Origin of the sequence: Paenibacillus sp. A14 (genome assembly GCF_036864815.1) — a bacterium.
GTDB classification, from domain to species: domain Bacteria; phylum Bacillota; class Bacilli; order Paenibacillales; family Paenibacillaceae; genus Fontibacillus; species Fontibacillus sanfengchensis.
In genome coordinates this window covers 414,426-439,732 of sequence record NZ_JBAGJD010000002.1, presented here as the reverse complement: position 1 = coordinate 439,732, position 25,307 = coordinate 414,426, and the positions used below count along the sequence as shown (strand labels likewise).

Sequence of the window (25,307 nt, the reverse complement as noted above, 5' to 3'; positions counted from 1 at the left end):
AAAACAAATGAAAACAAAGCGGAGAATCATTGTTTTTGGGTCGCCATTGTGGTTTCTGGGATTATTTTTTGCTGTCTCCGATGGAGAATGGTTCATGGGGATTTTATGTGTGCTTATACTTGTTGCCAGCGTATTTGCCCTAATTAAAATGAATCAGCAAATTCAAGGCACTCTTGCCCCTTACAGACCGGGAAAAGGCTTCTGGTATTACCGGATGTCCGCGCAAAGTAAAAGAACCTATATCACAGTCGGTCAGTGGGTTTTATTTCTGCTGCTCATCGGTTCTTGGATGATGGACTATTTCAACGGTTATACGGTTGTAACGGCCATCGGCGGCATCATTGCGCTTCAAGTGCTGGTGAAGCGCCGAATCCAACTGCATACCGAGATTGACGATGCCAGCCTGTTTGAGCTCGAGGAGCTTGGAATTATCCAAGAGGGAGAGTTGATCACGTCGTTGTATAAGGATTTTGAGGATTGGTCCAAGGTTTCGGAGGGCGCCAAAGTGTTGGCCCTGACGCCGGACCGATTAATCGTCATCGTTATGGCTTCGCCGGAGGTCGGGACCCGGTATGAGCTCCGGCTACGGGAAATTGTCGGCCTCAGTATAATTGGCGAGGGGAAATACGGGCAGGGTGTCATCGTTACCTTGAGATTGGCTGACGAGACGGTGATCAATCTATTGCTGGAAGGGGAGAGTCAGCAGGACTCTCCGGAGCAGTTCATTCAGTCGCTGCTGCGGGGCTTGGACCGGGTGTACACGGAAACCGCGGGCTCGGCGGGCTTGGAGCAGACAGCGCGGACTCGTCCGGAACACCCCAGATTTCCGGAGGGAGAGCCGCGGCCGGTTATCCGTCATCTGGACCTGCACGAAGCCGCTCCTGTTGTGGAGGGTCCTGATTCCCTGGATCAGGGGGCATCTTCGGGCTCGGGACAGCCGAATCCAACAGAGGAACATGCAAGCAAGCGCATTATTGATTTTTAACTCATGCAGTAAACAGGTTAGGATGTGTGCAGGTTGTGAACAGCAAATTATTTGTCCATGATATCAACCGCTGCAGCTTCGTCAACGGCCCGGGAACCCGTGCGGTAGTTTGGGTGCAAGGGTGCAGCCTGGGCTGTCCGGGCTGCTTCAATCCCGGGACGCACCTGGCGGGGGACCCGTCAGCAAGTATCGCCGACCCCGTTGCTTTGGGCGAGGAACTCGGACGGTTGCCTGTAGACGGACTGACGTTGTCCGGAGGGGAGCCCTTGGAACAGCCGCAGGCGGTTTCCGAACTGATCAGATCTTTCCGGCGTGTGAACGCCGGAACTGTATTAATCTTCAGCGGTTTTACTCCAAAACGGGTCTTTGCCTCGGAGGCGGCCCGTTCCACGATTCTGCTGGCAGACGCGGTGCTTGCCGGTCCTTATCAAGGGGGAAGCGATCCCTGTCGCGAAATTTGGAATTCCAAGCAGCTTATCCTGGTTACGGACCGCATAGAGCCGCATATGCTGACGCCGGAACGGCGGGTGGAAGTATCGCTGCAGTCCGGCAGCCGTTTGCGGCTGTCCGGCTATCCCGATCCGGCGCAGCTCCTAAATTTAAACCAATTCTTGAAACAGGAGCCTGATTATGACGAAAGATGAATTTATCCAGGAGATTGAGGTTCTTATCCGTGCCCGGTACGGGGTTATTCTCATTAATACGCTGGAGGAAGAACGGGCGATCGATCTGCTTGCCGATTTGGCGCGTAAACTGAACAAACGGTTATTGACCTGGTCGTGCACGAGAGGGTTGGTTATGGACGGAAACACGCCGGTGCATCCCGATACGGTGGATCTCATGACCGCCATCGCCAAAGCCGAACAATTGGCCAAGGAGCCCTCCCTGTTCGTATGGCTGGATCTTCAGTCTCATTTGAACAGTTCTCCCGTCTATATTCGGCGATTTAAGGAACTGGCCCAGGATATCCGCGAAAGAATGCCCTCCAATTCGATTATCGTAGGTCCCTTAATGGAAATTCCCATCGAGCTGCAAAAAGAAGTCACGATCATCGACATGCCTTATCCTGATCTGAGCGAACTCAAAACGATTATTTCCCAGTTCGCCCAGCAATACAGAGACCGCAATGATCTTCAGATCGATTGCTCGGAACCCACATTGGATGCTCTGGGGCGGGCATCGATCGGTCTGTCGAAGACCGAAATCGAGAACTGTCTGGCTAAATCGCTCGTGCAGCACAAAAGAATTACCATGGACGACATCGATTTTATTTTGGAAGAAAAGAAGCAGAACATTCGTAAATCCGGCGTTTTGGAGTACGTGGACACGGAAAAACTGGAGACGACCGACATCGGCGGCTTGGATAATTTGAAAAAGTGGCTGGAGATCCGTAAGCAGGCCTATACCCCGGAAGCGGAGAAATTTGGGATAGGCTGGCCCAAAGGCGTGCTGCTTGTCGGGGTTCCGGGATGCGGAAAGAGCTTGAGCGCCAAATGCGTGGCCGCTTCCTGGAAAATGCCGCTCCTCCGTTTGGATCTCGGTCGCGTGTTCGGGATGTACGTCGGATCTTCGGAAGCCAACATTCGGCTGGCCCTATCGATGTGTGAAGCCGTATCGCCCTCCATTCTGTGGATCGACGAGATCGAGAAGGCATTATCGGGCCTGGCCAGCAGCAATTACAGCGATGGAGGCACGACTTCTCGCGTCTTCGGGACGATTTTGACTTGGATGCAGGAGAAGAAGAGTCCGGTCTTTGTGTTTGCGACCGCGAACAATATCGCCAGCCTTCCTCCTGAAATGCTGCGCAAGGGGCGGTTCGACGAGATTTTCTTCGTCGATCTGCCGAACGAGCAGGAGCGTGCCGAAATTTTCCGGATTCACATAAAGCGTATTGGCCGAAATCCGGAGCATTTTGATATCGCCAACCTGGTGAAATTGTCGGGTGAAGCAAACCTGGGCGATGGAGTGCGCTTGACCGGTTCGGAGATCGAGGCCTGCGTGAATCAGGCTTTGTTGGAAGCCTTTTTTGTAAGAAACAGCGAGAAGCACCCGGAAGGAGATGTGACTTCCTCGGATATCGAGCGGGCGATCGTCCAATCCGTCCCGTTAAGCCGTGTCCGCAAAAAGGATATCGGATATATGCGGACTTGGGCGGCCGACAATGCGGTCAGAGCCAGCCTTGCACCGGAACAGACGCATTCCCCGAATAGCGCGGATGTGAATGAGTTGACGGTCGGAAGAAATATAGATTTCTAAGGAGGCGTATTTCGGGATGAGCCACAGTACCACATTTCCCCTGGTTTTTCGCGACAAAAGACTGCTGTTTCGGGCCATGCGCGATACGGGATTAGAACCCGAGAACAAGGTATGGTATTCCTTCAGTACGGAATTGCAAAAGAAACTGGGAATCGGCGGGGAATCTCTCGGTAAGCTGCTAACGGGTAGGAGAGGCGAGCTTCATCTGATTATTGTGGAAACGGAGGAAGGCCTGCAGGGGGTTTTTGAGTCCGGCAATCTGTCCGGGGAGGAGCTGGATCTCGCGGGGGAACAGCTTTTGTCCGAAGTTCAAACCGCCTATCTCCGCGGTGCGGTAAACCAGGTCTGCAGACGTTACATGGAGGCCGGCCTGCATGCGGAAGTCCGTGAGAACAAGAGCCCGGAAGGAGTTTCCTTTGTGCTGAGCTTCGGAACGGGAGGCAAATCGGTTACCGTTACGCAAAACAACGATGGCTATATCGAGGAGCAAGTACAGGGCGTGGCGGGTCGATCCTGCACGGTAGCGACGGCGGAGCTGGAGCGCCTGTTGGCCGGTACGAACGTATCCTCCCTGAAGCGAACTTGGACACCTGCTTACCAAGCGACAGTCGAGGACCGGGAGCTTCAGGTTCTAAAACTGACGTAAAAGGATTACCTTCGTGAAAAGACAGGCGGCAACGGTAAGGACGGGGCTGGTTATGTTGTGACGGAACGGTTCCGAGCTATTGGGCTCGGGGCCGTTTTTTTTGGGAGGGGGTGTCGGGACTCCTGCTCGTGTTAAGTGAACGCAGAACTGACATAATATCGGTCCGAAAGCACTCACGTTGTATCAAACCTGACGAGTTGGTTCCGGCGCTCCCAATTTCCTTAGCCGCCTGTCGCGTTAACGGCCTTTTGGGGCGTTATTTCCGCCCGATTCGGCTGCGGGGGAATGATAGCGGTCAAAAAGGGCCTTATTGCACTAGGGCGGGCCCATAATTCAGGGACTAGCCCACTTTTCCAAAAAAATGGGACCCTAAAAGGCACTGAAGTTGCATCAAACCTGACATGGTGCTACTCATTTTGATCCGGCGTGCCCCATTTCCCTAACCGCCGTCGCATGAGCAGCCTTGCAAGAAAGACGAAAATTAACGCATAACGGTTGCCACAGCCGTTATTTGTCCTGAAAACACCGATTTCCCATTCTAACGGTCGCCACGGCGCTTATTTTCGCATAAACAGGCTGTTAAGACGAGAATCCAGGGGAATAACGGCGCTCACGACCGTTAGAATTTCGAAAGGGCTACTTTTCGTTAAATAGCGACTGCCACAGCCGTTAGACTCCTCTCAGGCGTTAGTACCAGCCGGAAAGTCTGACCTTTTACAGTAATTCATACTCGATTACATCAATGGAGGTAAGTCTTCGAAGGCAAAAGAAAATTTCCCGAAAAAAAAGGAAGACTACGCCTTGCGTAAGATAGGACTCCCATTTTAACCACCCTCTTCTTTCATGTTAGGGTTAGTTCATCGCTAGTACCTAAAAAGCCGTTATTTCACACCGCCCAGCCGAATCCGGCAAAATAGCGCCGCATCAGGAACTTATTTCCTGCACGGGAGAGTATTCCTGGCTTGCAAAATCAACCGGAAACCGCCACAATAGAAACTACAGTAAATTTAGTTAATGAATTTATGAAAGTTAATAGGGGGATGATGTATGGAAATCGGGCTCAGCACTTTTGTGGAGACCACGCCGGATGTGCATACCGGCGAGTTGATCAGCCACGCTCAGCGTCTGCGCGAGGTGGTGGAAGAGATCGTCCTGGCGGACCGGGTGGGGCTCGACGTCTTCGGCGTCGGCGAGCATCACCGCCAGGACTATGCGGCCTCTTCGCCGGCCGTCGTCCTGGCGGCGGCCGCGGCGCAGACCGAGCGGATCCGTCTCACCAGCGCGGTGACCGTGCTGTCATCCGCCGATCCGGTGCGGGTGTTCCAGGAGTTCTCGACCCTGGACGGCATTTCGAACGGGCGGGCGGAAATTATGGCGGGGCGGGGCTCTTTTATCGAATCCTTCCCGTTGTTTGGCTATGATCTGCAGGATTACGACGAGCTATTCGACGAGAAGCTGGACCTGCTCCTGAAGATCCGCGAATCGGAGAAGGTCAACTGGGAGGGTAAACATCGCCCCGCGATCCGTAACCTCGGCGTGTACCCGCGCCCGGTGCAGGAGCCGCTGCCGGTATGGATCGGCAGCGGAGGCAACACCGAGTCCGTCATCCGCGCCGGACTGCTTGGGCTGCCGTTGGTGCTGGCGATCATCGGCGGCCGGCCGACCCAGTTCGCCCCGCTCGTGCAGCTGTACAAGAAAGCGGCGGCTCAGGCCGGGCACGATCCGGCGAAGCTGCCGGTCGCCTCGCACTCGCACGGGTTCGTCGGCGAGGAGACGGAGCAGGCGGCCGATATGTTCTTCCCGTCGACCCAGGCCAGCATGAACGTCATCGGGCGGGAGCGCGGCTGGGGCCATTACGGCCGGGCTTCCTTCGATGCCGCGCGCAGCCTGGAAGGCGCGCTCTACGTGGGCGATCCGGACACGGTCGCGCAGAAGATCATTTACCTGCGCAAAAACGTGGGGATCACCCGGTTTATGCTGCACTGCCCGCTCGGGACGATGCCGCACGAGCAGGTAATGCGGTCCATCGAGCTGCTCGGGACCGAGGTGGCGCCGCGGGTGCGTGAGGAAATCGCCCGTTGGGAAGCGGCGGGAGAGCCGCGGGAATAACCTGGCCTCCGCCTGATCCTGCGCCGCAAGCCCATAAGAAAAAGAACCCTTGGCAGGCGGCGGGAGCCGGTTACCCCGAAGGAACCGGCCCCACCCTGCAAAGGGCCTAAAACCGAAGCGATTCACATGCTCCTCATTGTTCACCAGTAGTTTATAGGCTTCCAATACCGCCAAGGTGCGAACGAAGATATAAATACCCACAGCGATCATGGCCGCAAAAACCGGGTAATATGGCGAAATTATTGCATAACATGATGGCGCATTCTATCTTGCGGCCGTTGCATTTTGTCAACTTACGGTACGCACCTAAACACTTATTAACGGGAAAACCTCCCGTTAATTTCCCGCTCTTGGGCCTTGGCTCCGATTTAAATGGAAAAGCTCCATTTATTTCGCGGCCCAATCGCCAATATACCCTAGTTTCAGACGAATTAGCGGGAGGTTTTCCAGCTAATTCGCCTCTGCAGCACCCTGGGCACCTAATTAACGGGAGAAATTCCCGTTAATGTTAATTAGGCCGTCCCGCCCACCCGGCGTGAACCAAGTTGCCCCGACTAACTCGTCTATAAACTGAACTAAAGGAATTAGCTTTAGTAAGCGTGTGGAATCTGTCTTATATGCAAATCAATAATTCAACTTATCAAAGACTAAAAATTAAAATTGTCCGGGTCCGGGCCAACCCGGCGGTCTTCATTCATCCCGTCGATCCGATTCATATCTTCTTCGCTCAGCGAGAAATCGTAGATCGAGGCGTTTTCGATGATCCGTGCTTCTTTGGTCGATTTCGGAATGGTAATCACGCCGTGCTGCAGGTCCCAGCGCAAGATCACCTGGGCCACCGATTTGCCGTACTTGGCGCCGATTTCCTGAAGCACGGGATCATTCAGCAGCTCCCCTTGCATCAGCGGAGACCAGGCTTCCAACTGGATGCCCTGTTCCCGGCAAAATTGAAGCAGCTCTTTTTGCGTCAGCCGCGGATGGAATTCCACCTGGTTGACCATCGGCTTAATTTCCGCCCCTTCCAGGACATCCTGCAAATGATGGATTTGGAAGTTGCTCACCCCGATCGCCTTCACGCGCCCTTCCCGGTACAGGGTTTCCAAGGCGCGCCAGGACTCCTTGTATTTGCCTTTGACCGGCCAGTGGATGAGGTACAGGTCCAGGTAGTCGAGGCCGAGTTTGTCCATGGTGGCGTCAAAAGCGGCCAAGGCCGAATCGTAGCCCTGGTCGGCGTTCCACAGCTTGGAGGTCACGAACAGTTCCTCGCGCTTCACAAGCGACTCCTCAAGCGCTTCGCGGATCGCGGTCCCGACGCCGGCTTCATTCTGGTACACGGCCGCGGTGTCGATGCTGCGGTAGCCGTGACGGATGGCGGCTTTCACCGCCGCGATGAGTTCTTGTCCTTCTTCGACTTTAAAAACGCCCAAGCCGAAGCCCGGCATTTTTACGCCGTTATGCAAAGTGACGGTATCCTGCAAATTTTTAATCATGGGTTCTGGTCATCTCCTGTTCCTAGTATGGGGTATCTTCTGATGGTATCGCCTTCCATAAAATAGCTTACCCGTTTTGCGCGGCGGGATGCAAGCCGCCCTCAGCCGCCGGGGAGCTTCCCTGCGCGGCGTCTTTTCTCTCCAGCACCCGCGCCCGCCCTGTAAGAATCACCGCGGCCAGAACCATCAGTCCTCCTACCCAGGTGGTGTGGAGAAGGCCGAGATGATCAGTGACGATGCCGCCAAGGTAGGCTCCGATGGCAATGCCGGCGTTAAAGGCGGCGATATTGACGGCGGAGGCGATGTCTTTGGCCTGGGGCGCGAAACGCTCCGCCAGCATGACGACATAGATTTGCAAACCGGACACGTTCATGAAGGCGAATAGGCCCATCAGAAAAATGGTGATTAGTCCGGCAATTTTCATCGGCGCCGTGAAGGCCAGGGCGAACAGCACCAGGGACTGGACAACGAACATGTAGAACAGGGCGCCCACCGGTTTGCGGTTGGCCGCTTTGCCCCCAAGGATGTTGCCGATCGCGATGGCGATGCCGTACATCAGCAGAATCACCGCGGCCGTTTCCTCGGGAAACCCGGTTATTTCATGAAGCAGCGGGGATAAATAGGTAAAGACGACGAAGGTGCCGCCGTAACCCAGGGCGGTGATGGCGAAAGCCAGCAGCAGGCGCCCGTTGGTGACCAGCTTGAGCTGGTCGTTAAGCCGGGTTTTCGCGCCTTTGCGTAAATTTCCGCCGGATACCAGCATCAGGTTGGCGAGAAAAGCCGCCACGCCGATAAGAGCGATGGCGATAAAGGCCGTCCGCCAGCCCCATTGCTGCCCCACCATCGTGCCCAGCGGTACGCCCGTGACCGTGGCCACGGTAAGGCCCGAGAACATAATGGATATCGCGCTGGCCCGCCGGTTCTCGGGAACGAGGTCCGCGGCGATGGTCGATCCGATCGACATGAACACGCCGTGGGCGAGGGCCGAAATGACGCGGGCCGCAAGCAGGACGCCGATGCCGCCGGCCATGGCGGCCAGGCTGTTGCCGGCAATAAAGACGAGCATCACGCCGAGCAGCAGCGTTTTTTTGGAAACGCCGGAGGTCAGTGACGTTAGCACCGGGGCGCCGAACGTGACGCCCAAGGCATATAAAGTGACGGTGAGTCCCGCCGTGGTGACGGATATATCAAAGTCATCAGCAATCAGGGGAAGCAGCCCCACGCTGATAAACTCGGTTGTCCCGATCGCAAAGGCGCTGACCGCGAGGGCCAGAAGCGCCAATATACTTCGCTTTTTTTCTATAGACACAGGTTCTTCCACTCCTCTATGATTTGTCGCCGCCGGCCGGCATATGCTATTATCATTTATCGAGGCTGTGATGAACAGTACGTACTTTTAAGTGATATAGGTACTAAAAAGTGCCTAATGCATAAACAAAGGGAGGAAGTCGCCTTGGCGAAAAAATATAACATCTCGGTAGAAGCAACGCTGGAGGTCATCGGGGGAAAATGGAAATGTGTCATTCTCTGTCATCTCACGCATGGAAAACGCAGAACGAGCGACTTGAAACGCCTCATGCCTGGCATTACGCAAAAGATGCTGACCCAGCAGCTGAGAGAGCTGGAAAATGACGGGATCGTCAACCGGATCAGCTATAATGAAGTGCCGCCGAGGGTCGAATACGAGTTGACCGAATACGGGTGGAGCTTGAAGGGCATTCTGGATTCCCTGTGCGCCTGGGGAGAGAAACATATCATCAAGGAGTACGGGGATAAGAGCGCCGTGTTGGAAGACAGCATCTTGAACCGGTAAATGAAAAACGAATGGCGAAAAAGCCTGGTCATCACCTGTGAAAGCAGGGAGACCGGGCTTTTTTTAATTTTAGGAGAACACTTTCGCATGCAGCAGCCGCAAGGCGCGGCCGATGTCCCGCAGATCGGATTCCGGCAAGCCGCCGATCCGCTCGAGAAACCGGGCTTCGATCTGCCGGAATACCCCGTCTATCAAGCGCTGTCCCGCCTCGGTCAGGCGAATCAGCTGTACGCGGCGATCCCCCTTGGCGGAAACCTTCTCGCACAGTTGTTTTTCCTGGAGCTTGCGGATTTCGCGGCTGGCGTTGGGCATCGAGATATGGTGACAATCGCAGATCTGGCTAAGGGTAACCGGTTGGCTAACCGCGATGTACTCCAGAATGTTGTATTGGACCGGGGTGATCCCCTCCGGTTTCAAACCCTGGGTCATTTCGTGTTTCACTTCGTGTACGGCAGTCGTAAAAGCCACGAATTGTTGAAAAAGCTCAGTCTTGTCCACAGAACCACCTCATTCTGACAATAGCAAAGTAATTATTAAAAAACAATTATCATTTGACAACAATTGAATCGCTGTATATGATTTGATTATCAAATGATAAATAAATGAGGTGCGAGAAGTGAACCTGCTGGTCATATATACCCATCCGAATCATCAAAGTCTGAGTTATGCTTTTTTGCAGAAGGTATTGGAGGGAAGCCGCGAAAATCCGAGGATCTCCGGAATTCAAGTGCTGGATTTGTATGAGGAGTCGTTCGATCCCGTCCTCGTATTCAACAAGGAGAAGCGGAGGCGCGATATGCACCTGGACCCCACCCTGGCCAAATACCGTGACCAGATTCAATGGGCGGATAAGCTTGTGTTTGTCTACCCGATCTTTTGGGGGCGTCCCCCGGCCATGCTCCTCGGTTACATCGACCGGATGTTCTCTTCCGGCTTCGGATATCGCGACAACGGAAAGCTGCTGCCGGAAGGTCTCCTGAAGGGCAAATCCGCGGTCTGCATTTCCACGATGAAAGGCCCGGAGCGGGTTTATCCTTGGTTCTATCTGAATAACGCCCATAAAATATTGATGGGAAGGGCGCTGTTCAGCTATGTCGGCATCCGGCCGGTCAAGTTTTTTGAATTCGGGAGCATGGAGAGTCCCAAAGGCCGTCATGAGAAAAAGCTGCACAAGGTCTACACGTATTTCAAAAACCTCGAGCGTTAATCCCTTTGCGGTGAAGCCACTCGCCGGTGTCCGGGTCGAAGACATAGTCTTTCTTCCATTCCGTGATATGTTCGGCCACGTCCCGGATGGAGGCGGCGATGTAGTGTATTTGCCGATCCGTCATCATCGGATGCAGGGAAAGGCGGGCCCAGCCCGGCTTGCCCGAAAGGTCTCCTTCCGCAATCTGTCCGGCGATGTGGCGGGAATCCGCCGGGTCGATGCCGAGCAAGTAATGGCCGTACGTTCCGGCGCAGGAACAGCCGCCGCGGGCTTGAATGCCGAAGCGGTCATTAAGCAGTTGGACCACCAAGTTGTAATGGATGGCTTCGATCGTAAAAGAAACGATCCCCAGCCGGCTGCGGCGGCTCCCCCCGAGAATGCGCAGGCCCGGAATTGGCTCCAGCTTACGCAGCAGAAGAGAGGTTAACTCCTTCTCCCGCGCGCCCATCCGGGAAATGCCCATCTCTTCTTTCAGGCGAATGCACAGGGCGGCCCGGATAGCTTGCAAAATCCCCGGGGTTCCGCCGTCCTCCCGCGCCTCCGCGTCTTCGACATAGTGATAATCGCCCCATGGATTCGTCCATTGCACCGTGCCGCCGCCGGGATGATCGGGAACGCCGCTGTCGCAGCAGGATTGGTCGACTACGAGAATGCCGCTCGTTCCCGGCCCGCCCAGAAACTTGTGCGGGGAGAACAGGACGCCGTCCAACCTTTCCCGCGGCGGGTCGGGATGCATATCGATGCGCGTATAAGGGGCGGAAGCGGAGAAATCGATGAAACACCTGCCGCCGTGCCGGTGCATCGTCCGGGCCAGCTCGTCATAGGGAGTTTCAAACCCGGTCACATTGGAGCAGGCGGTGAAGGCGCCGATTTTGGTGGTCCGGTGCCGGTAAATCTGTAAAAGTCGCTCCAATTGGTTCGGATCGACCGTCCCCTCCGGCCCGGGAGGCACAACGACGACCTCGCCGATCGTTTCGGCCCAGGAGAGCTGGTTGGAGTGATGCTCCATGTGGGTGACAAAAATAACGGGGCGTTCCGCTTCGGATAAGCGGATTCGCGACTTGAAGCGCTCCGGAACTTTCAGTCCCAGCAGCCGCTGCAGCTTGTTTACCGCCCCGGTCATGCCGGTTCCCGCAAACACCAGCATGTCTTGCGGACCCGCGTTCACATGGCGCTTGATGATTGCCCGAGCCTCCTCGTAGGCCCGGGTCATGGTCCGGCCGGTCACGGTGGAGCGGGTATGCGTGTTGGCCATCCAGGGGCCGAATTCCTCCGCGAGCCTGGTTTCGATCGGCCGGTACAACCGCCCGCTGGCCGCCCAGTCGGCATAGAGGAGCGGTTTGGGGCCGTAAGGGGACTGGAAGGTGTGACCTTCGCCGATCGTATTTTCCCGATACCGCTTAAAATATGCTTCACTTGAGCCCGGTAAATCATAAACAAGGCTCCCGATGTTGGCCTTGAGCATAGGCGCACGCCCTCCGTTCGTTTGGTCGGTTTAGGGTATGCGGGGATGCCTGGCGGCGTTCAAAGGGAGCCTTGAACATTATATAAACAATTGAACATCCGAAGCTAGCGCGTCGCGGAGGTAGGTTTGCGCATCCACGATTTCAAGCTCCGGAATCAGCTCTTCGGGCCGGATGCCCATAATTTCCAGGGACAGCCGGCAGCCGTAGAACTTGACGTTCTTTTTCCGCGCCCCCTTCAGAAAGTGAATCAGCTTGGGAGCTTCCTGATCTTCGATCATTTCCGTCAACATCCATTTTCCCAAGCCGCTGAAATTCATGCGGGACAAGGGAAGGTCTTCGGGTCCTTTCGGCGACATCCAGCCGAGCAGCTTCTCATAGACCGTCTTGTCCTCCTGCGTCATCCGGTCGGGATCCCGCAGCAAAAACAATCCCCAAAAGGCGAAGAACATCGTCACCTCGACCTCGATATCCCGCGCCGCATTGGCCAGAATCAGCCCGGCCATCGCCTTGTCGTACTCCCCGCTGAACATCAGCAGGCTCATCTTCTTCCCGGCTTCCTTCTTCAAATCAGCTTCCCTGCCCGTTTGAACATCCTTTTCCGTTTTCACTTCCATTCCGATCCGCCTCCGGTTGTTGTTGGATGGAATTAGTATGCACGGCGGAGGAAGGGATATGCCCGATTCAAGGAATCGTCATTTTCAGAGGAGTTAACGGGATAACCTCCCGTTAATTTCGGGCATTCGGCTTTGCGGAGCGGAATAACGGGATTTCCTCCCGCTATTTCGGCGCAAAGCGGCCGATGGAGCCTCAGGGGAACGGATTAGCTGGAAATTTTCCAGCTATTTGGGTTCCCTGGGCCGGGACGTCCCAATTAGCGGGAGGTTTTCCCGCTAATTGCCGCGTCGCCTACCGCGTCGCCTACCGCGCCGTCCGCCGCGCCGCCTACCGCACCGTCCGCCGCGCCGCCGTAGGCTGCTCCCCGCGTCGTCCACCAGACGCAGGCGCTAAAACACCCGGCGCGCGGTAACGAACCGCTCTTTCCAGCTATCGGAGAAGGCTTCCAGGCGAACGCCGTATTTTTTCGAGTACGTGTGCAAAATTTGGTTATCCCCCGCGTAAATGCCGACATGGCCGATATCCAATCCGCGCGCGCTGAAGAAGAGCAGATCGCCTTTGCGCAGATCCTCCAACTTGACCTCTTGTCCTGCCTTGGCTTGGTCATAGGATACCCGGGGGAGTTCTACCGCCAGCATATCTTCAAATACCCGCTTCACAAAAGATGAACAATCAAAGGTCGCGGTTTGATCGGGCGATGCGCCGAATTCATACGGGGTGCCGGCAAAGGTCTGGCCATAAGCGAGCAGTTCGTCCGCCTGCTGTTCCCGCAGCTCGGGGCTGGCATAGTCGGTATACTTCGGCTTCGCCGAAATGTAGCCGGTCCGGCCGTCTTCCGTGCGGACCTCCAGCCAGAACGGCGAGGCTTCCCGAAGGACCATAACCTTGGCGCCGACCGGAAGCAGTTCCTCCGCGGCTTCACTCTCCGCGTCCGGAGCGTTCCGTAGATGAACGCCCCAGCGGACCGACGCTTCTTTGCCGATGACGGCGGCTGACGTAATGCGGACGGTTCGGGCGTCCTCCTCCCAAACGACGGTGCTGCCCAGCGCTTCGCTCACCAGGCGCAGCGGAACCAGCGTGTGGCCGTCTACGACCTCGCCCGGGACGTCCACCGGCATCGTCCGGCCGTTCAAATCGGCCTGGCTCTCGCCCAACCGGTAGGTCAGCTTCGCCCCGCCTTTGGTGGCCGTCACTGTTTTGGTGCCGCCGTCCCAAGCGAGCTTTGCGCCTTGCGCCTCAAACAGGCCGCGCATCGGTACGAGCACCGCCCCGTCCACGATTTTCGGCGCCGCAGCCGGTTGAATTCGTACCCCATCCAACAGAATGTTCACCGGAGCCGCCGACGGCGCCGCGGAAACCTGTGCGGCAGACCCGGCGGCATAGGCCGGGACGGCGGAGGTGATCAGCCCTGCACTAAGCAGAAGCAGGAGGGAGTACTTGCTTTTCGGTTTTTTCATGAGGTCATCCTCCTTGAGTTTGAAATCATAGTAAAAGAGCTTACTTAGTTGGACGAGTTTGGAAGGAGAGAGTTGTGCGGAAAATCCTGGCAGCGGGAACCTAATCTATTATTGTAAACGATTACAAGATTGAGTATAGTTGATATACAAGGAGGTGATTTATGGAAAATATGGGATTTAAATAGCAGCCTAGCGACCACAGCATGGCTTGTTTCGTTTCGGTGAAGGCGCAAGTCCAATCCAAAATAAAGGCGGGATGAACAATGAGAAAAGCTTGGGTCAAAATGATGCTCCTCAGCTTGGCATTATCTCTATTTCCGGCGGCCGGATCACAGGCGGCACCGACGGATCCCTGGAAACTGGTTTGGTACGATGAGTTTAATTTGCCTAACGGATCGGCTCCCGACAGCAGCAAGTGGTCTTACGATATAGGTACGGGTTTTGACGGAGGATGGGGAAACAATGAGAAACAGTATTATACTGATTCCAGAAAAAATTCATATCACGAGAACGGGCATCTGGTCATTAAGGCGCTCAAGGAATCCGTGGGAGGAAGGGAGTATACGTCGGCCAGGCTGGTTACGAAAAACAAAGGGGACTGGAAATACGGCAGGTTTGTGATTAAAGCGAAGCTCCCGACCGGCAGCCCCGGTCAGCTTCAAGGCATCTGGCCGGCGATCTGGATGCTTCCGACTGATTATGCCTACGGTAATTGGCCGCAAAGCGGCGAAATCGACATTATGGAAATGGTCGGCAAAGAAGCGTCGGGGGACCGTCATCAGGTATGGGGATCGCTCCATTTCGGAAACCCATGGAAGTACATCAATGCGGGGACTACGGTCACGCAAAACGATTTTCATGAATATGCGGTGGAATGGGAGCCGGATCAGATCCGCTGGTACGTGGACAACCAGTTGATTCAGACCCGATATGCGAGCGAATGGTACAGCTCGGGAGGTCCTCATCCGGCTCCGTTCGACCAGCGGTTTCACCTTCTGATGAACTTGGCGGTCGGCGGAAATTGGCCGGGGAATCCGGATGCCGGAACCGTGCTTCCACAGAGCATGCTGGTAGATTATGTGAGGGTTTACACGAAGTCCGAGAACCCTTCGGGTCAAAATTTGCTGAGCAATCCCGGCTTTGAATCCGGCATTTCCTCCTGGAGCGAGTGGCATGGGGCAGGCCTGGCCCAAAATGTCGAGGCTGGGGGACATACGGGGACGAAGCAGCTTGCGCACTGGCATGCCAATGCCTACAGGCAGTTCACTTATCAGCCGTTGCAGGTACCCAACGGAACCTATAAAGCGTCCGTCTGGCTTAAATCGGGCGGAGGGCAGAACGAGCTTCGGCTGGTAGCGCGGAATCATGGCGGTCCGGAGATGCAGGCGAACGTCGGGCCTGGAGGGGTACCGAACTGGACGCGGTATGTCATTGACAATATCCAGGTTACGGCCGGGTATATCGAAATAGGCGTTTGGTCGGACGCGCTGCCGAATACCTGGGCGGTTTTCGATGATTTTGAGCTGGTAAAAAAATAACCCCCGGATAGTCTCCGCTGCCCCCGGGTATCTTAGGGTAAAACAAGGCGAAGGAGTGAAGCTTGTTGTCCAGAAGAAACCGGAGATACGCGGTCCCTGGGGCGGATCAGGGGATGCAGCGGTTCAAGGCCGAAGTCATGCGGCGCGAGGGTTACGCCGTTGACCCGAACCGGCCGGATGACGTGAAGTTCGAGGTGGCCCGGGAGCTTGGCGTTCCGCTGCAGCCGGGAAGTAACGGAAACCTGACCACGGAAGAGGTCGGTCAGGTCGGCGGCAAAATCGGCGGATCCATGGTCCGCGAGATGATCCGCCTGGCCCAGCAGCAGCTTTCGGAGCGGGGGCCGCAGTAATCGGGGCGATGTCCCGCCAACAACAAATACCGCCGGGGAGCAAATCCCCTGGCGGTATTTGTTGTACGCTATCGCCGGCGGCTGTCGGGGAAACCGGAAAATGGGTGGACTCAAATTTTATTGGGGTCCGAACCAGCCTCTGTCTTTCTGGGTGTCATTATAAACGGAGATCAGCACCAGGGCCGGCTGCTCGCCGACATTCTTCGCCCGGTGCGGGGTACAGGCGTTCCAACTGAAAGAATCCCCCTCCTCAAATATCGCGCTATCCTCGCCTTGCTCCGCATAGATTTTACCCTGAAGAACGAGATGAATCTCCTCTCCCTCATGCACGTGCGGCTTTTCACCGGTGGAAGCGCCGGGAGGAAACTCCACAATCATCATCCGCATATGCTGCGTAGATCCAAGATGGAAGACCCTCAATTGTTCCGGTCCGGTAGAGGTAAGGGTGCGTTCCTCCTTGCGGACGATTTGCATCCGTTCCTCTTTTTTAAGCAGCAAATAGGCCAGCGGCACGTCCAGGGCTCCGGCGATATGTTCCAATGTAGCGATGGAAGGCGAGGTTTTGTTGGTTTCCACCTGGCTCATAAAGCCTTGGGACAGGCCTGTTTTTTCGCAAATTTGAGCGATAGTGATATTCTTTCGTTTCCGGATCGACCGGATAGTGGACCCGATGTCCATAGGCAAATTCCCTCCTGCCTAGCTTGCATCATGATATTAGTAATACAAAATATAATTTAATAATAACAATGTTATGGTTGACAATCCAGCTAAACTAAGGTAATTTAATTCCCGTGAATAAAATATTTATATTACTAATATCAAGGAGGAGACATAAATGAAACAAGTTTGGGGAATCACGATCATGCGAGTGGTGCTGGGGGTTTTGTTCCTGGCGCACGGGATCGATAAGATGAAAATGGGACTGGGCAATGTGGCGGTCTGGTTCGAGAGTATCCACCTTCCTGGACTTGTGGCCTATTTGGTCGGACCGATTGAGTTAATCGGCGGGGTGCTCCTGATTGCCGGTTTGTTTACGCGGTACGTTTCGGCGTTGCTTGCCGTTGTTATGTTGGGAGCGATTTTTACCGCGAAGCTGTCCGCCGGTCTTTTGAACGGCTATGAGCTGGATCTGGCGCTGCTGTCCATAGCGATCTTCTTCGTGCTGGCCGAAACGCCAGGCTGGTCGGCGGACCGTTGGATCAGCGGCAGCAAAAGTGATCGGGCATGACGCTCCCGGCCTATTTTTTCGCCCATGGCGCTCCTTCGCTGGTGTTGGAGGATCACGCGTATACACGCTTTCTGAAGAACTTTGCTCAAACGCTGCCCCGTAAGCCCGAGGGAATCGCGCTTTTCTCCGCCCATTGGGAAAGCCCGGTGCAGCAGGTCAGCATGGTGGAGGAGACCTACGATACAATCTATGATTTCTACGGATTTCCGGAGGAAATGTACAAGATGACTTATCCCGCTCCCGGGGATGCGGCGTTAAGCGGTAAAGTGGCTTCCTTGCTGAGCGGCTCGGGGATTCCGAACGGCCATGACAAGGAGCGGGGATTGGACCATGGAGCCTGGGCGGTGTTAAAGCTGCTGTATCCGGATGCGGATATCCCGGTCGTTGCGATGTCGGTGAACCGCGAATGGAGCATGGAGCGGCAGTACGAAATCGGCAAGGCATTGAGAGAACTGCGCGATCAGGATGTGCTGATCATCGGCAGCGGGGGAATCGTGCACAATTTGCGTCAAATCCACTGGAATGCCGGCCCGGATCATGCGGAGGACTGGCCCCGGGAGTTCGACGGATGGATCGCTGACCGCCTGGGGAGCTGGAATACGGAGGAGCTTTTTCGTTACCGTGAACTGGCTCCGCATGCCGTCCAAGCCGTGCCGACCAGCGAGCACTTCATCCCGCTGCTGCTGGCGATGGGCGCGGGAGATGCCGGACGCCAGGCGCGGCGATTGCATCAAAGCTATCAATGGGGGACCCTGAGCCTCAGCGCATGGGAATTCCAATAAAAAAAGAGGTTGCCCCCACGGGTGGCGGAAACGATCCGCTCCTGGGGCAGCCTCTTTTTTGCCGTTCCGGCGACGGTTTAGCTCCCGCTACGGCAAAAGCAATCCAGCGTGTGGTCGTTCACCATGCCGGAAGCTTGCATAAAGGCATAAATAATCGTCGTTCCGACGAATTTCATGCCCTTCTTCTTCAGAGCCTTGCTCATGGCGTCGGAAATGGGGGTGGAGGCGGGAACCTGGCCGATCCGCTCCCAGTGGTTGACGATCGGCGAGCCATCCACGAAGCTCCATAAATAACCGGCAAAACTGCCGTGCTCCTTGACGATGTCGAGGTAAATCCGGGCATTGGTGATGACGCCCTGCACTTTTAGCCGGTTCCGGATGATTCCGGGGTTTTGCAGCAGTTCTTCGACTTTCTCCGGGCCGTACTCCACAATCTTCAAAGGGTCAAACCCGTCGAAGGCCTCCCGGAAGGTTTCACGTTTTTTCAAAATCGTATACCAGCTTAACCCGGCCTGCATCCCTTCCAGCATCAGCAGCTCGAACAGCTTCTGATCATCATGGAGCGGCCGTCCCCACTCTTCATCATGGTAGGCGATATACAGGGGATCGGCGTTGACCCAGGCGCAGCGCGTAAGCGTTTCGGTTTCGGTTGGATTTATGGTCACGTGCGGCAAACTCCTCTCGAACATTTGTTTGTATAACAAACTGATACCATCATATCCCATTTTGCGCAAAAATCCTAGCTTGGCTTGGCCGCTAGGGCCGACCGCGACAGTTCCGGGGCAGGGGAGAGTGGGAGTTGCGCAATTGTGGCCAACCGGTTGGCGGTCGCGCGGCGCGAGCTGCGCGTTGCGAGCTGCGCGTTGCGAGCTGCGCGTTTGCGAGCTGCGAGGTCGCGAGCTGTGCGTTTGCGAGCTGCGTGGTGCGAGCTGCGCGGCGGTTGTGAGCTAAGTTGGTGTCAGTTGCCCGGCTGCAAGCCACCCGGGTGCGATTGCACGTCTATGGGCCACCCGACTCTAGCCACGCGACCGGCGCTTAACAGCTTCGAGCCCGGACAAGTCGTCAGCCAAACGGTGTCTGCCATAGCCTGTTTACGGCCCGCACGGGAGAATAACGGGAAAACCTCCCGTTAAATCTGCCCATTTCCCCTTCGAGGTCCGATTTAACTGGAATTTCTCCCGCTAATCTTGCCCAATACGGGGGAAACCGCCCTGGCGTCCACAAATTAGCGGGAGGTTTTCCAGTTAATTGAAGCCAACGGGCCCGCTAAGCTAAATTAACGGGAGGTTTTCCCGTTAATTTCTCCGCGCACCTCCGGCGGACGCGCCGCTGGCCCCCCGCAGCGAACCTGGCCTCCGCGCTCCGGGTCATGCCAAAAAGCCGGCGGCCCCCCAGTCATCCTAAGATGACGGAGGAGTCAACCGGCTTTATCCCATCACGTCGCTGCTAGAAAAATTCCAGCAGCTCCGCCTTTACCGCTTCATTTGAGCCTCCGACCCGCTTTTGGTGCTGCGGCTTGTCGAACAGCGCCCGGATTTGCGGCGGGAAGGTTTGCTCGATCTGGATCAGCTCGAGCGCCTCGTTGAACTTCGCCGGGTGCGCCGTGGCCAAGGCGACGGTCACCTCGCCCTTTCCGGCGAGGCGGTCCGCAGCGGCCACGCCGCACGCGGTGTGCGGGTCCAGCAGGTAGCCGAAGTCGTCATGCACCTGCCCGATCGTCGCCAGGCAGTCGTCGTTCTCGACGCTCGCGGCGGCGAAATCGCGCTGCACTTGCTCCAGCAGCCCGCCCGTTACGGCGATTCGGCCATCCTGCCGGAAGCCGTCCATCCGGGCCGCTACCTCGGCCGCGTCCTCGCCCAGCAAGTAGTACAGGTAGCGCTCGAAGTTGCTCGCCACCTGAATATCCATCGACGGGCTGTACGTCATATGGAATTCGCCCGGCTGGTAGACGCCTTCGTTCACGAAGCGCTCCAGGATGTTGTTCTCGTTGGTGGCGAGGATGAGCTTGCCGATTGGAAGGCCCATTTTTTTGGCCAGATAGCCCGCAAAAATATCCCCGAAATTCCCTGTCGGCACGCTGAAGTTCACCTGGCCGCCGGCCGTTAGGCCCTGCTTCGCCAACTGGAAGTAAGCGTAGAAATAATAGACCGTCTGCGGCAGAAGCCGCGCGATGTTGATGGAGTTAATCGCCCGCAGGTGGTATTCCTGCTTGAACGCCACGTCCGCGAACAGCTCCTTGATGATGCGCTGACAGTCGTCGAAATTGCCATCGACGGACATGTTCAGCACGTTGGCGTCGTTCACGGTCGTCATCTGCAGCTCTTGCACCTTGCTGACTTTGCCGTGCGGGTACAGGATGCAGATCTTGATTCCTTCCTTGCCGCGTACGCCCTCGATCGCCGAAGCTCCGGTATCGCCGGAGGTAGCGCCCAGAATGTGGATGATCGAATTCCGTTCGCGGGCGATGTAGGAGTACAGGTTGCCGAGAAACTGCAAGGCGATATCCTTAAAAGCGAACGTCGGCCCGTGGAACAGCTCCAGCACCTGGAGGCCCTCCTTCACGCGGCGGAGCGGGGTTACGTCCGGGCTGCGGAACGTCGCGTAGCTGTCGTTCACGAGCTTTTTCAGGTCGTCGGTCGGGATTTCCCCGTCGATATACAGCTTGAAAATTTCAAGCGCCAGTTCCGGATAGGAGAGCTGTCTCCACTCTGCCAGCGTATCTTCCGAAATGTGCGGGATATGCTTCGGAACGAGCAGGCCGCCATCGTCGGCCAGTCCCATGAGAACCGCATCGATGAAACCGAGGCCTGCCACTTTCCCCCTAGTGCTGATGAATTCCATAATGATCCCCTTTGCATACAACGATTTTCAATCATTGTAACAAAAAATATACGGTTTCCCAACCGGTTGGGGCCATTTTATTTAAGCTTCACCGGAGTTCTCGCCGTTACCCCGCGGATAATCCACAGAACCAGGCCCAGCAGCACGGCGGATGCAAGGAACGATGCGTATCCAGGCAGCACGGAGGGGTCCCAATGGATGACCCGGTCAATCAGACCCCGCAACTCATATTGCCACAAGTAGTCGGTGATGCCGATCGTGACAATCGCCAGGATGATAAAGCCCATGCGGACGACGCCCTTATATCGGTAGAAACCCGCGCTGATCAGCCAACCGGCGAGATAGAAGGTCAGGAGATTGATCCACGCGGTCATGATCGCGTGGATGCTGCTTTCCTGGAACAGGAGGTACTGTGATGACTGAAATCCCGCGCCGTTCAGGCCGGGAAAAGCTTGCAGCAGCAAGGTTGCGGCCGTGAGCACCAGGGTGATAGTCAGAGTAAGGCCCAGAGCGGCGGACAAGGTGCCCCAGAAATACTTTTTGCGGGTGACGCCGGATTTTACATAAAAGGTCAAAAATGAAGTCGCGGCGACGATGCCGATGATGAGCAGATAGGTTTTGGTCGGCCGATATGCAAAAAGAATCGGATCATGTGCTTCGCCCGAGGTGCCGAACAGGGAAACCGCATTGAGCACCAAAGCGAAGGCAAAAAACCAAAGCGTCCATTTCATTTGATTCAGGTACAAGTCCAGACCGATTTTAGAGATGGTGGTTTTCGTCTTCATGAGGAACCTCCTCCCCGCGGGTAAGATGGATAAACAAATCCTGAAGCGGTACGGGCCCGAGCTCCAGGCCAAGCTGTTTGGCGGTCCGCCGCTGCCCGTCATCAAGTTCACCGTATATCATGACCGATTTCGTACCGCCGAGCTGTTGGGAATTAAGCACCAGCAGCCCGCGGGTAAATTCGTGCACGGATGCCGCCGAACCGGTAACCGAAACGCCCCGGTGAATCAGTAAATCATAGCTTTCTTGCAGCAGCAGCTTGCCCCGGTCCAAAATGAGCACCTCGTCGAACAGGTAATCCATCTCCGAAACGAAGTGGGTAGAGAACAGGATCGTGCGGGGATGGGCCGCCTGGTCCTCCAGCAGTTCCCGGTAAAAAATATCGCGCGTCGGCGCATCCATCCCCTGGTACGCTTCATCGTAAAGGGTCAAGGGGGAGCGGTTCGCGAGACCGACCGTCACGCTCAGGGCACTCTGCATGCCTTTGGACAACTGGCCGACCTTTTTGTTCAGCGGAAGGCCGAAGCGCTCCACCAGCTTGGCGGCGTAGTCCGCGTCGAAGTGCGGGCGGTAGCGCTTGGACCCTTCCAGCATGTCTTTTACCGTATCCGTCTCATTGCGGTAATCCGTCTCGTGGACAAACGTCACCTGCTCCATCACCGTCTCGTTCTCAAAAGGAACGGCTCCGCCAACCCGTACGGTTCCCGAAGTCGGTTCCATATAGGAGGCGAGCAGGGAGAGAAGCGTGGATTTTCCGGCGCCGTTTCGCCCGATCAAACCGTAAATTTTACCGCCTTCCAAAGTAAAAGAAAGGTTGTCCAGGGCGGAAAAACCCCCGTATTTTACGTAAACCTGTTCAAATTTCACGTCCATGGTCATGCCGATCACATCCTTTGTATTCTCTGATCATTTGGAGGAGGTCCTCCTCGGTTACTCCCAATTTGCCAGCTTCCTGCAGCATCGGGTGTACATATTGCTCGGCGAAGGCCGATTTGCGCTGCGTCAGCAGTTTTTCCCGGGCGCCTTCGGCGACGAACAGGCCGATCCCCCGCTTTTTGTAAGCGATGCCCGAGTCCACAAGCATGTTGATTCCTTTGGCTACCGTGATGTGATTGATCTTATAAAACTGCACCAGTTGATTGGTGGAAGGGATCTGCTCATGCTCTTGGAGCTGCCCGTTGACGATCTGGTCCTCGATCCTGTCGCGAATTTGCAAAAATAGGGGCTTTCCGCTGTCAAAAGAGCCGTTCATTCGGAGTCACCTCCTTTTAACATTCTATGGTTATATAGTCATGTATATAACTATATATGCTGAAGGGAATGATTGTCAATGCTCCAGAGGCCCGGGCATAAAAAAAGAACGGTCCAAATTTCTTGGGCCGTTCTTCAATAAACCAAAAATTATTAGACGCGAGGCGGTAAGGACAGTACAGGGATTTCGATGATATAAGGATACTCCCCGTTTTTGGCAAAGTCCGTAATTCCGCTGACGCTGATTTTAAATTTGCCGGATGGCAGGTTGGAGACTTTGGCGTTGCCGTTCTCCGTCAAGGTAAGAATGAGCTGGTTGCCGCCGGCCGGATAATTATGGGTGAAGTCATTCGCCCGATCAAACGGAACAGGATGTCCGGCGAATTCGCCTTCGTTGAAGCTGTCCGGAATATACTGCAGGGTCACGTACGGATCCGGGCCCCATATCGGCTCGTCCGCTACGAGCGTAATCACGCCGTCGCCATACGTGCTCTCGGTGACGGAGAAAGCCGGCGGCGTGTTATCCAGCGTCATCGGAAGCTCGAGTACCTGCACGGGCTCCGGGTTGCCGGTTTCGTAAATGTTAAACCGGAGTGACGGCTGGGTCACGATGTTGGCCGTCAATAATCTCAGTTTGACCCGGTCCGATTCATTGCTGATTTGAATATTCGGATCGGTGGACTCGATCTTCACACTTCCGACTGTAAAGTCATCGATTATGATCTTGAAATGACCGCTATCGGCCGCTTCGTCGAAAACCAGATTGGCGGTTGTCGAATCGGTTCCCCGCGACACTTTGAGAAAATCGTTGATATTACGCAATTTATAAGTTGCCGGATCGTTTCCTATAACGTTGTCGTCCGCCAGATAGATCGAATACTCCATTCCCATGATGCCGGGGTTCAGCACAAATGGGACTTCAGGGTTAAGAGAAGCCGCTAAAGGCTGGAACTTGGAGCTCTCAAACCGGTCGATGGCAACTTGTAACGTGTAGACGTAGCTTTTGACCATTTCCGGTCTCGTAACGGGGCCTCTTAGTTCGGCATCGGCCTCCTGAGCGGTCGTCCAAAGATGTTGGATTTCATATTGGGGATATTTCCCGTCAGCGCCATCCAACAAGGCATTCGCCTTGTCAACGAGCACTTGCAGCACAGCGGAGGGGTCCGCCACCGTGTAAGTAACGGTTTTGCCGGAAATCGCCGGCGATACCTTGCCGGAAGCACCGCGAATCGTCCGCTCGGTCGACAAGGAACGGTACGACAGCTCTACGGATTGGTCAAGCGGCAGTAGGGTGTCGGTGGTTAGGATCACGGACTTATCCTTGACAAGGATGTTTTTAAGGCCGAGCGGAAGCTCTTGCCCTTCCAGACTGCGTGTGATTTGAAAATCTTCGGCTGCCGGAACATATCGGCCATCCAGGGTTTCGCCGTAGGTCAAAACGAGTGTTTTGCCATCGGCAAAAGAAACGGCAGGCTGCGCCAGCTCCGATGTCACCGGATCCGGGTTCGTCGTTCCGCCTCCGCCGCTGCTACCGCCTCCGCCGCTCGACCCTCTCGAGGCGGATACCGGAGTTTGCGGCTTCGGCGTTTCCGGGGTTTGCGGCTGGGCCGGGGCGGGGGTTGTCCCCGCGGATGACGGAGGGGTTTGGGTTTGATTTTTCAGTTCATCGGATTTCTTCAGGAACTTGGAAGCTACCAAAGCAACCTGCTGCCGTTCCGCCGTTCCGGTGGGGTTAAACGTCCCGCTCGGAGTTCCGTTGATCAAGCCCAATTCAACGGCGGCGGCTACGGCATCCTTGGCGTAATCGGCGATTTGGCCGGCATCGCTGAATTTGAGTCCCGCCCCTTTTCCCGTTGCATCGACATTCGAGCCCAAGGCCCGAACGAAAAGAACCGCCATGTCCTGGCGCGAAAGGTCTTGTCCGAGTCCGAATTTCCCCTCGCCAGTGCCTTTGATTAATCCGGCCTTGACGGCGGCTTCCACGGAAGCGTAAGCATAATGGGAGGTTGGGATATCGCTGAACGTAGCCGTGGCCGGAGCATCGCTTACGTCAAGCTTTAGAGCTTTGGCGAGAATGATCGCGAAATCCTGGCGCGATATTTTTCCGGTCGGGTTAAAGTTTCCGTCCCCCTTACCATTGATGATGCCTTTTCCCACCAACTCCATAATCGCATCTTTGGCGAAGGAACCGTCGATGTCGTTCAATGCGGTCGAGGCCGCGTAGGCGGGGAGCGATAGCGTGCTCACCAAAGCGGCGGTTGTCATGATTTTGTACAGTGAATTTTTTTTCATCCCTTGTCCCATTCCCCTTATGTATCAAGTGATCTCTCCGGCTATTTCTCCGAAAAATTTACTTATATCATAATGGATGGCTTGTAGTTTGTAATTAGTTTTTTTAAAAAAATAAAATAAATAAATTTAAGACATTATTCAGTCGTCCGAACCCGCCACCGGGCCAATGCATAGCATATAGGACCACTTGGAGAGCGG

The 25,307-nt window shown here is 55.5% G+C and carries 24 protein-coding genes; 11 read left to right on the top strand and 13 right to left on the bottom strand.

Features of this window, described 5'->3' with window-relative positions; genetic code table 11:
* Positions 1-148: 148 nt before the first annotated feature.
* The 5 genes from V4U88_RS06385 to V4U88_RS06365 all read left to right on the top strand — a co-directional run bounded on the left by V4U88_RS06385 (position 149) and on the right by V4U88_RS06365 (position 5,996).
* On the top strand, positions 149-985 hold the full coding sequence (locus V4U88_RS06385; RefSeq protein ID WP_334072425.1) for a hypothetical protein: 837 nt from the start codon (positions 149-151) through the stop codon (positions 983-985).
* A gap of 35 nt (positions 986-1,020) precedes the next feature.
* On the top strand, positions 1,021-1,629 hold the full coding sequence (locus V4U88_RS06380) for a 4Fe-4S single cluster domain-containing protein (RefSeq protein ID WP_334072424.1): 609 nt from the start codon (positions 1,021-1,023) through the stop codon (positions 1,627-1,629).
* Positions 1,616-3,241 (top strand): AAA family ATPase, encoded by a 1,626-nt coding sequence (locus V4U88_RS06375; protein WP_334072423.1) that lies wholly within the window; start codon positions 1,616-1,618, stop codon positions 3,239-3,241. The genes V4U88_RS06380 and V4U88_RS06375 overlap by 14 nt, the downstream gene beginning before the upstream one ends.
* A gap of 16 nt (positions 3,242-3,257) precedes the next feature.
* A complete protein-coding gene (locus V4U88_RS06370; RefSeq protein WP_334072422.1) occupies positions 3,258-3,887 on the top strand; it encodes a DUF2997 domain-containing protein in 630 nt (209 codons plus the stop codon).
* Positions 3,888-4,934: 1,047 nt separating this feature from the next.
* On the top strand, positions 4,935-5,996 hold the full coding sequence (locus V4U88_RS06365) for an LLM class flavin-dependent oxidoreductase (RefSeq protein ID WP_334072421.1): 1,062 nt from the start codon (positions 4,935-4,937) through the stop codon (positions 5,994-5,996).
* Positions 5,997-6,643: 647 nt separating this feature from the next.
* On the opposite strand, the gene V4U88_RS06360 is transcribed toward V4U88_RS06365, so the two are convergent.
* Together V4U88_RS06360 and V4U88_RS06355 are read right to left on the bottom strand one after the other, a co-directional pair.
* Complete coding sequence (locus V4U88_RS06360; protein ID WP_334072420.1) at positions 6,644-7,486, bottom strand: aldo/keto reductase; 843 nt, start codon at positions 7,484-7,486, stop codon at positions 6,644-6,646.
* Positions 7,487-7,553: 67 nt separating this feature from the next.
* Positions 7,554-8,795, bottom strand: coding sequence for an MFS transporter (locus V4U88_RS06355; protein WP_334072419.1), 1,242 nt, complete (start codon positions 8,793-8,795; stop codon positions 7,554-7,556).
* Between the two features lie 117 nt (positions 8,796-8,912).
* On the opposite strand from V4U88_RS06355, the gene V4U88_RS06350 reads away from it, so the two are divergent.
* Positions 8,913-9,299 carry a winged helix-turn-helix transcriptional regulator gene (locus tag V4U88_RS06350; RefSeq protein ID WP_416367208.1) on the top strand — a complete coding sequence of 129 codons (387 nt, stop codon included), beginning with the start codon at positions 8,913-8,915 and terminating at the stop codon, positions 9,297-9,299.
* Between the two features lie 69 nt (positions 9,300-9,368).
* Here the strand turns inward: V4U88_RS06350 and V4U88_RS06345 are convergent, their stop codons facing one another.
* The gene (locus V4U88_RS06345) at positions 9,369-9,797 is read right to left on the bottom strand and encodes a MarR family winged helix-turn-helix transcriptional regulator (RefSeq protein WP_334072417.1); all 429 of its coding nucleotides are present in this window, start codon (positions 9,795-9,797) and stop codon (positions 9,369-9,371) included.
* Between the two features lie 118 nt (positions 9,798-9,915).
* Here V4U88_RS06345 and V4U88_RS06340 point away from each other — a divergent pair, with 118 nt between their 5' ends.
* On the top strand, positions 9,916-10,506 hold the full coding sequence (locus tag V4U88_RS06340) for an NAD(P)H-dependent oxidoreductase (RefSeq protein WP_334072416.1): 591 nt from the start codon (positions 9,916-9,918) through the stop codon (positions 10,504-10,506).
* Here V4U88_RS06340 and V4U88_RS06335 read toward each other — a convergent pair.
* The 3 genes from V4U88_RS06335 to V4U88_RS06325 form a co-directional block, all read right to left on the bottom strand.
* Complete coding sequence (locus V4U88_RS06335; protein ID WP_334072415.1) at positions 10,487-11,971, bottom strand: aminotransferase class V-fold PLP-dependent enzyme; 1,485 nt, start codon at positions 11,969-11,971, stop codon at positions 10,487-10,489. The genes V4U88_RS06340 and V4U88_RS06335 overlap by 20 nt on opposite strands.
* Positions 11,972-12,049: 78 nt before the next feature.
* Complete coding sequence (locus tag V4U88_RS06330) at positions 12,050-12,514, bottom strand: DsrE/DsrF/DrsH-like family protein (RefSeq protein WP_334072736.1); 465 nt, start codon at positions 12,512-12,514, stop codon at positions 12,050-12,052.
* Positions 12,515-12,976: 462 nt separating this feature from the next.
* On the bottom strand, positions 12,977-14,044 hold the full coding sequence (locus V4U88_RS06325; RefSeq protein ID WP_334072414.1) for a C40 family peptidase: 1,068 nt from the start codon (positions 14,042-14,044) through the stop codon (positions 12,977-12,979).
* A 263-nt stretch (positions 14,045-14,307) separates the two neighbouring features.
* On the opposite strand from V4U88_RS06325, the gene V4U88_RS06320 reads away from it, so the two are divergent.
* Positions 14,308-15,582 carry a glycoside hydrolase family 16 protein gene (locus V4U88_RS06320; protein ID WP_334072413.1) on the top strand — a complete coding sequence of 425 codons (1,275 nt, stop codon included), beginning with the start codon at positions 14,308-14,310 and terminating at the stop codon, positions 15,580-15,582.
* 65 nt (positions 15,583-15,647) lie between these two features.
* Positions 15,648-15,932 carry an alpha/beta-type small acid-soluble spore protein gene (locus V4U88_RS06315; protein WP_334072412.1) on the top strand — a complete coding sequence of 95 codons (285 nt, stop codon included), beginning with the start codon at positions 15,648-15,650 and terminating at the stop codon, positions 15,930-15,932.
* A 117-nt stretch (positions 15,933-16,049) separates the two neighbouring features.
* Here the strand turns inward: V4U88_RS06315 and V4U88_RS06310 are convergent, their stop codons facing one another.
* The gene (locus V4U88_RS06310; protein ID WP_334072411.1) at positions 16,050-16,610 is read right to left on the bottom strand and encodes a helix-turn-helix domain-containing protein; all 561 of its coding nucleotides are present in this window, start codon (positions 16,608-16,610) and stop codon (positions 16,050-16,052) included.
* Between the two features lie 157 nt (positions 16,611-16,767).
* On the opposite strand from V4U88_RS06310, the gene V4U88_RS06305 reads away from it, so the two are divergent.
* A complete protein-coding gene (locus tag V4U88_RS06305) occupies positions 16,768-17,160 on the top strand; it encodes a DoxX family protein (protein WP_334072410.1) in 393 nt (130 codons plus the stop codon).
* Positions 17,157-17,942, top strand: a complete 786-nt coding sequence (locus V4U88_RS06300; protein WP_334072409.1) for a DODA-type extradiol aromatic ring-opening family dioxygenase — start codon at positions 17,157-17,159, stop codon at positions 17,940-17,942. Before V4U88_RS06305 ends, V4U88_RS06300 begins: the two co-directional genes overlap by 4 nt.
* 77 nt (positions 17,943-18,019) lie before the next feature.
* On the opposite strand, the gene V4U88_RS06295 is transcribed toward V4U88_RS06300, so the two are convergent.
* The 6 genes from V4U88_RS06295 to V4U88_RS06270 all read right to left on the bottom strand — a co-directional run bounded on the left by V4U88_RS06295 (position 18,020) and on the right by V4U88_RS06270 (position 25,109).
* Complete coding sequence (locus tag V4U88_RS06295; protein WP_334072735.1) at positions 18,020-18,601, bottom strand: DNA-3-methyladenine glycosylase I; 582 nt, start codon at positions 18,599-18,601, stop codon at positions 18,020-18,022.
* Positions 18,602-19,388: 787 nt separating this feature from the next.
* Positions 19,389-20,783, bottom strand: a complete 1,395-nt coding sequence (gene thrC, locus V4U88_RS06290) for a threonine synthase (protein WP_334072408.1) — start codon at positions 20,781-20,783, stop codon at positions 19,389-19,391.
* A gap of 77 nt (positions 20,784-20,860) precedes the next feature.
* A complete protein-coding gene (locus tag V4U88_RS06285; protein ID WP_334072407.1) occupies positions 20,861-21,568 on the bottom strand; it encodes a hypothetical protein in 708 nt (235 codons plus the stop codon).
* Positions 21,543-22,445 (bottom strand): ABC transporter ATP-binding protein, encoded by a 903-nt coding sequence (locus V4U88_RS06280; protein ID WP_334072406.1) that lies wholly within the window; start codon positions 22,443-22,445, stop codon positions 21,543-21,545. Before V4U88_RS06280 ends, V4U88_RS06285 begins: the two co-directional genes overlap by 26 nt.
* Positions 22,423-22,818 (bottom strand): GntR family transcriptional regulator, encoded by a 396-nt coding sequence (locus V4U88_RS06275; RefSeq protein WP_334072405.1) that lies wholly within the window; start codon positions 22,816-22,818, stop codon positions 22,423-22,425. Before V4U88_RS06275 ends, V4U88_RS06280 begins: the two co-directional genes overlap by 23 nt.
* A 152-nt stretch (positions 22,819-22,970) precedes the next feature.
* Entirely contained in the window at positions 22,971-25,109 is a 2,139-nt protein-coding gene (locus tag V4U88_RS06270; RefSeq protein ID WP_334072404.1) for an S-layer homology domain-containing protein, read from the bottom strand.
* Positions 25,110-25,307: the final 198 nt, after the last annotated feature.

Excerpts from the sequence above, each read along its gene's own strand:
- V4U88_RS06385 (WP_334072425.1), top strand. The coding sequence starts at position 149 with ATGAATCAGCAAATTCAAGGCACTCTTGCCCCTTACAGACCGGGAAAA.
- V4U88_RS06375 (WP_334072423.1), top strand. The coding sequence starts at position 1,616 with ATGACGAAAGATGAATTTATCCAGGAGATTGAGGTTCTTATCCGTGCC.
- V4U88_RS06370 (WP_334072422.1), top strand. The coding sequence starts at position 3,258 with ATGAGCCACAGTACCACATTTCCCCTGGTTTTTCGCGACAAAAGACTG.
- V4U88_RS06365 (WP_334072421.1), top strand. The coding sequence starts at position 4,935 with ATGGAAATCGGGCTCAGCACTTTTGTGGAGACCACGCCGGATGTGCAT.
- V4U88_RS06360 (WP_334072420.1), bottom strand. The coding sequence starts at position 7,486 with ATGATTAAAAATTTGCAGGATACCGTCACTTTGCATAACGGCGTAAAA.
- V4U88_RS06350 (WP_416367208.1), top strand. The coding sequence starts at position 8,913 with ATGCATAAACAAAGGGAGGAAGTCGCCTTGGCGAAAAAATATAACATC.
- V4U88_RS06335 (WP_334072415.1), bottom strand. The coding sequence starts at position 11,971 with ATGCTCAAGGCCAACATCGGGAGCCTTGTTTATGATTTACCGGGCTCA.
- V4U88_RS06330 (WP_334072736.1), bottom strand. The coding sequence starts at position 12,514 with ATGAGCCTGCTGATGTTCAGCGGGGAGTACGACAAGGCGATGGCCGGG.
- V4U88_RS06325 (WP_334072414.1), bottom strand. The coding sequence starts at position 14,044 with ATGAAAAAACCGAAAAGCAAGTACTCCCTCCTGCTTCTGCTTAGTGCA.
- V4U88_RS06320 (WP_334072413.1), top strand. The coding sequence starts at position 14,308 with ATGAGAAAAGCTTGGGTCAAAATGATGCTCCTCAGCTTGGCATTATCT.
- V4U88_RS06310 (WP_334072411.1), bottom strand. The coding sequence starts at position 16,610 with ATGGACATCGGGTCCACTATCCGGTCGATCCGGAAACGAAAGAATATC.
- V4U88_RS06305 (WP_334072410.1), top strand. The coding sequence starts at position 16,768 with ATGAAACAAGTTTGGGGAATCACGATCATGCGAGTGGTGCTGGGGGTT.
- V4U88_RS06300 (WP_334072409.1), top strand. The coding sequence starts at position 17,157 with ATGACGCTCCCGGCCTATTTTTTCGCCCATGGCGCTCCTTCGCTGGTG.
- thrC (WP_334072408.1), bottom strand. The coding sequence starts at position 20,783 with ATGGAATTCATCAGCACTAGGGGGAAAGTGGCAGGCCTCGGTTTCATC.
- V4U88_RS06285 (WP_334072407.1), bottom strand. The coding sequence starts at position 21,568 with ATGAAGACGAAAACCACCATCTCTAAAATCGGTCTGGACTTGTACCTG.
- V4U88_RS06280 (WP_334072406.1), bottom strand. The coding sequence starts at position 22,445 with ATGACCATGGACGTGAAATTTGAACAGGTTTACGTAAAATACGGGGGT.
- V4U88_RS06275 (WP_334072405.1), bottom strand. The coding sequence starts at position 22,818 with ATGAACGGCTCTTTTGACAGCGGAAAGCCCCTATTTTTGCAAATTCGC.
- V4U88_RS06270 (WP_334072404.1), bottom strand. The coding sequence starts at position 25,109 with ATGAAAAAAAATTCACTGTACAAAATCATGACAACCGCCGCTTTGGTG.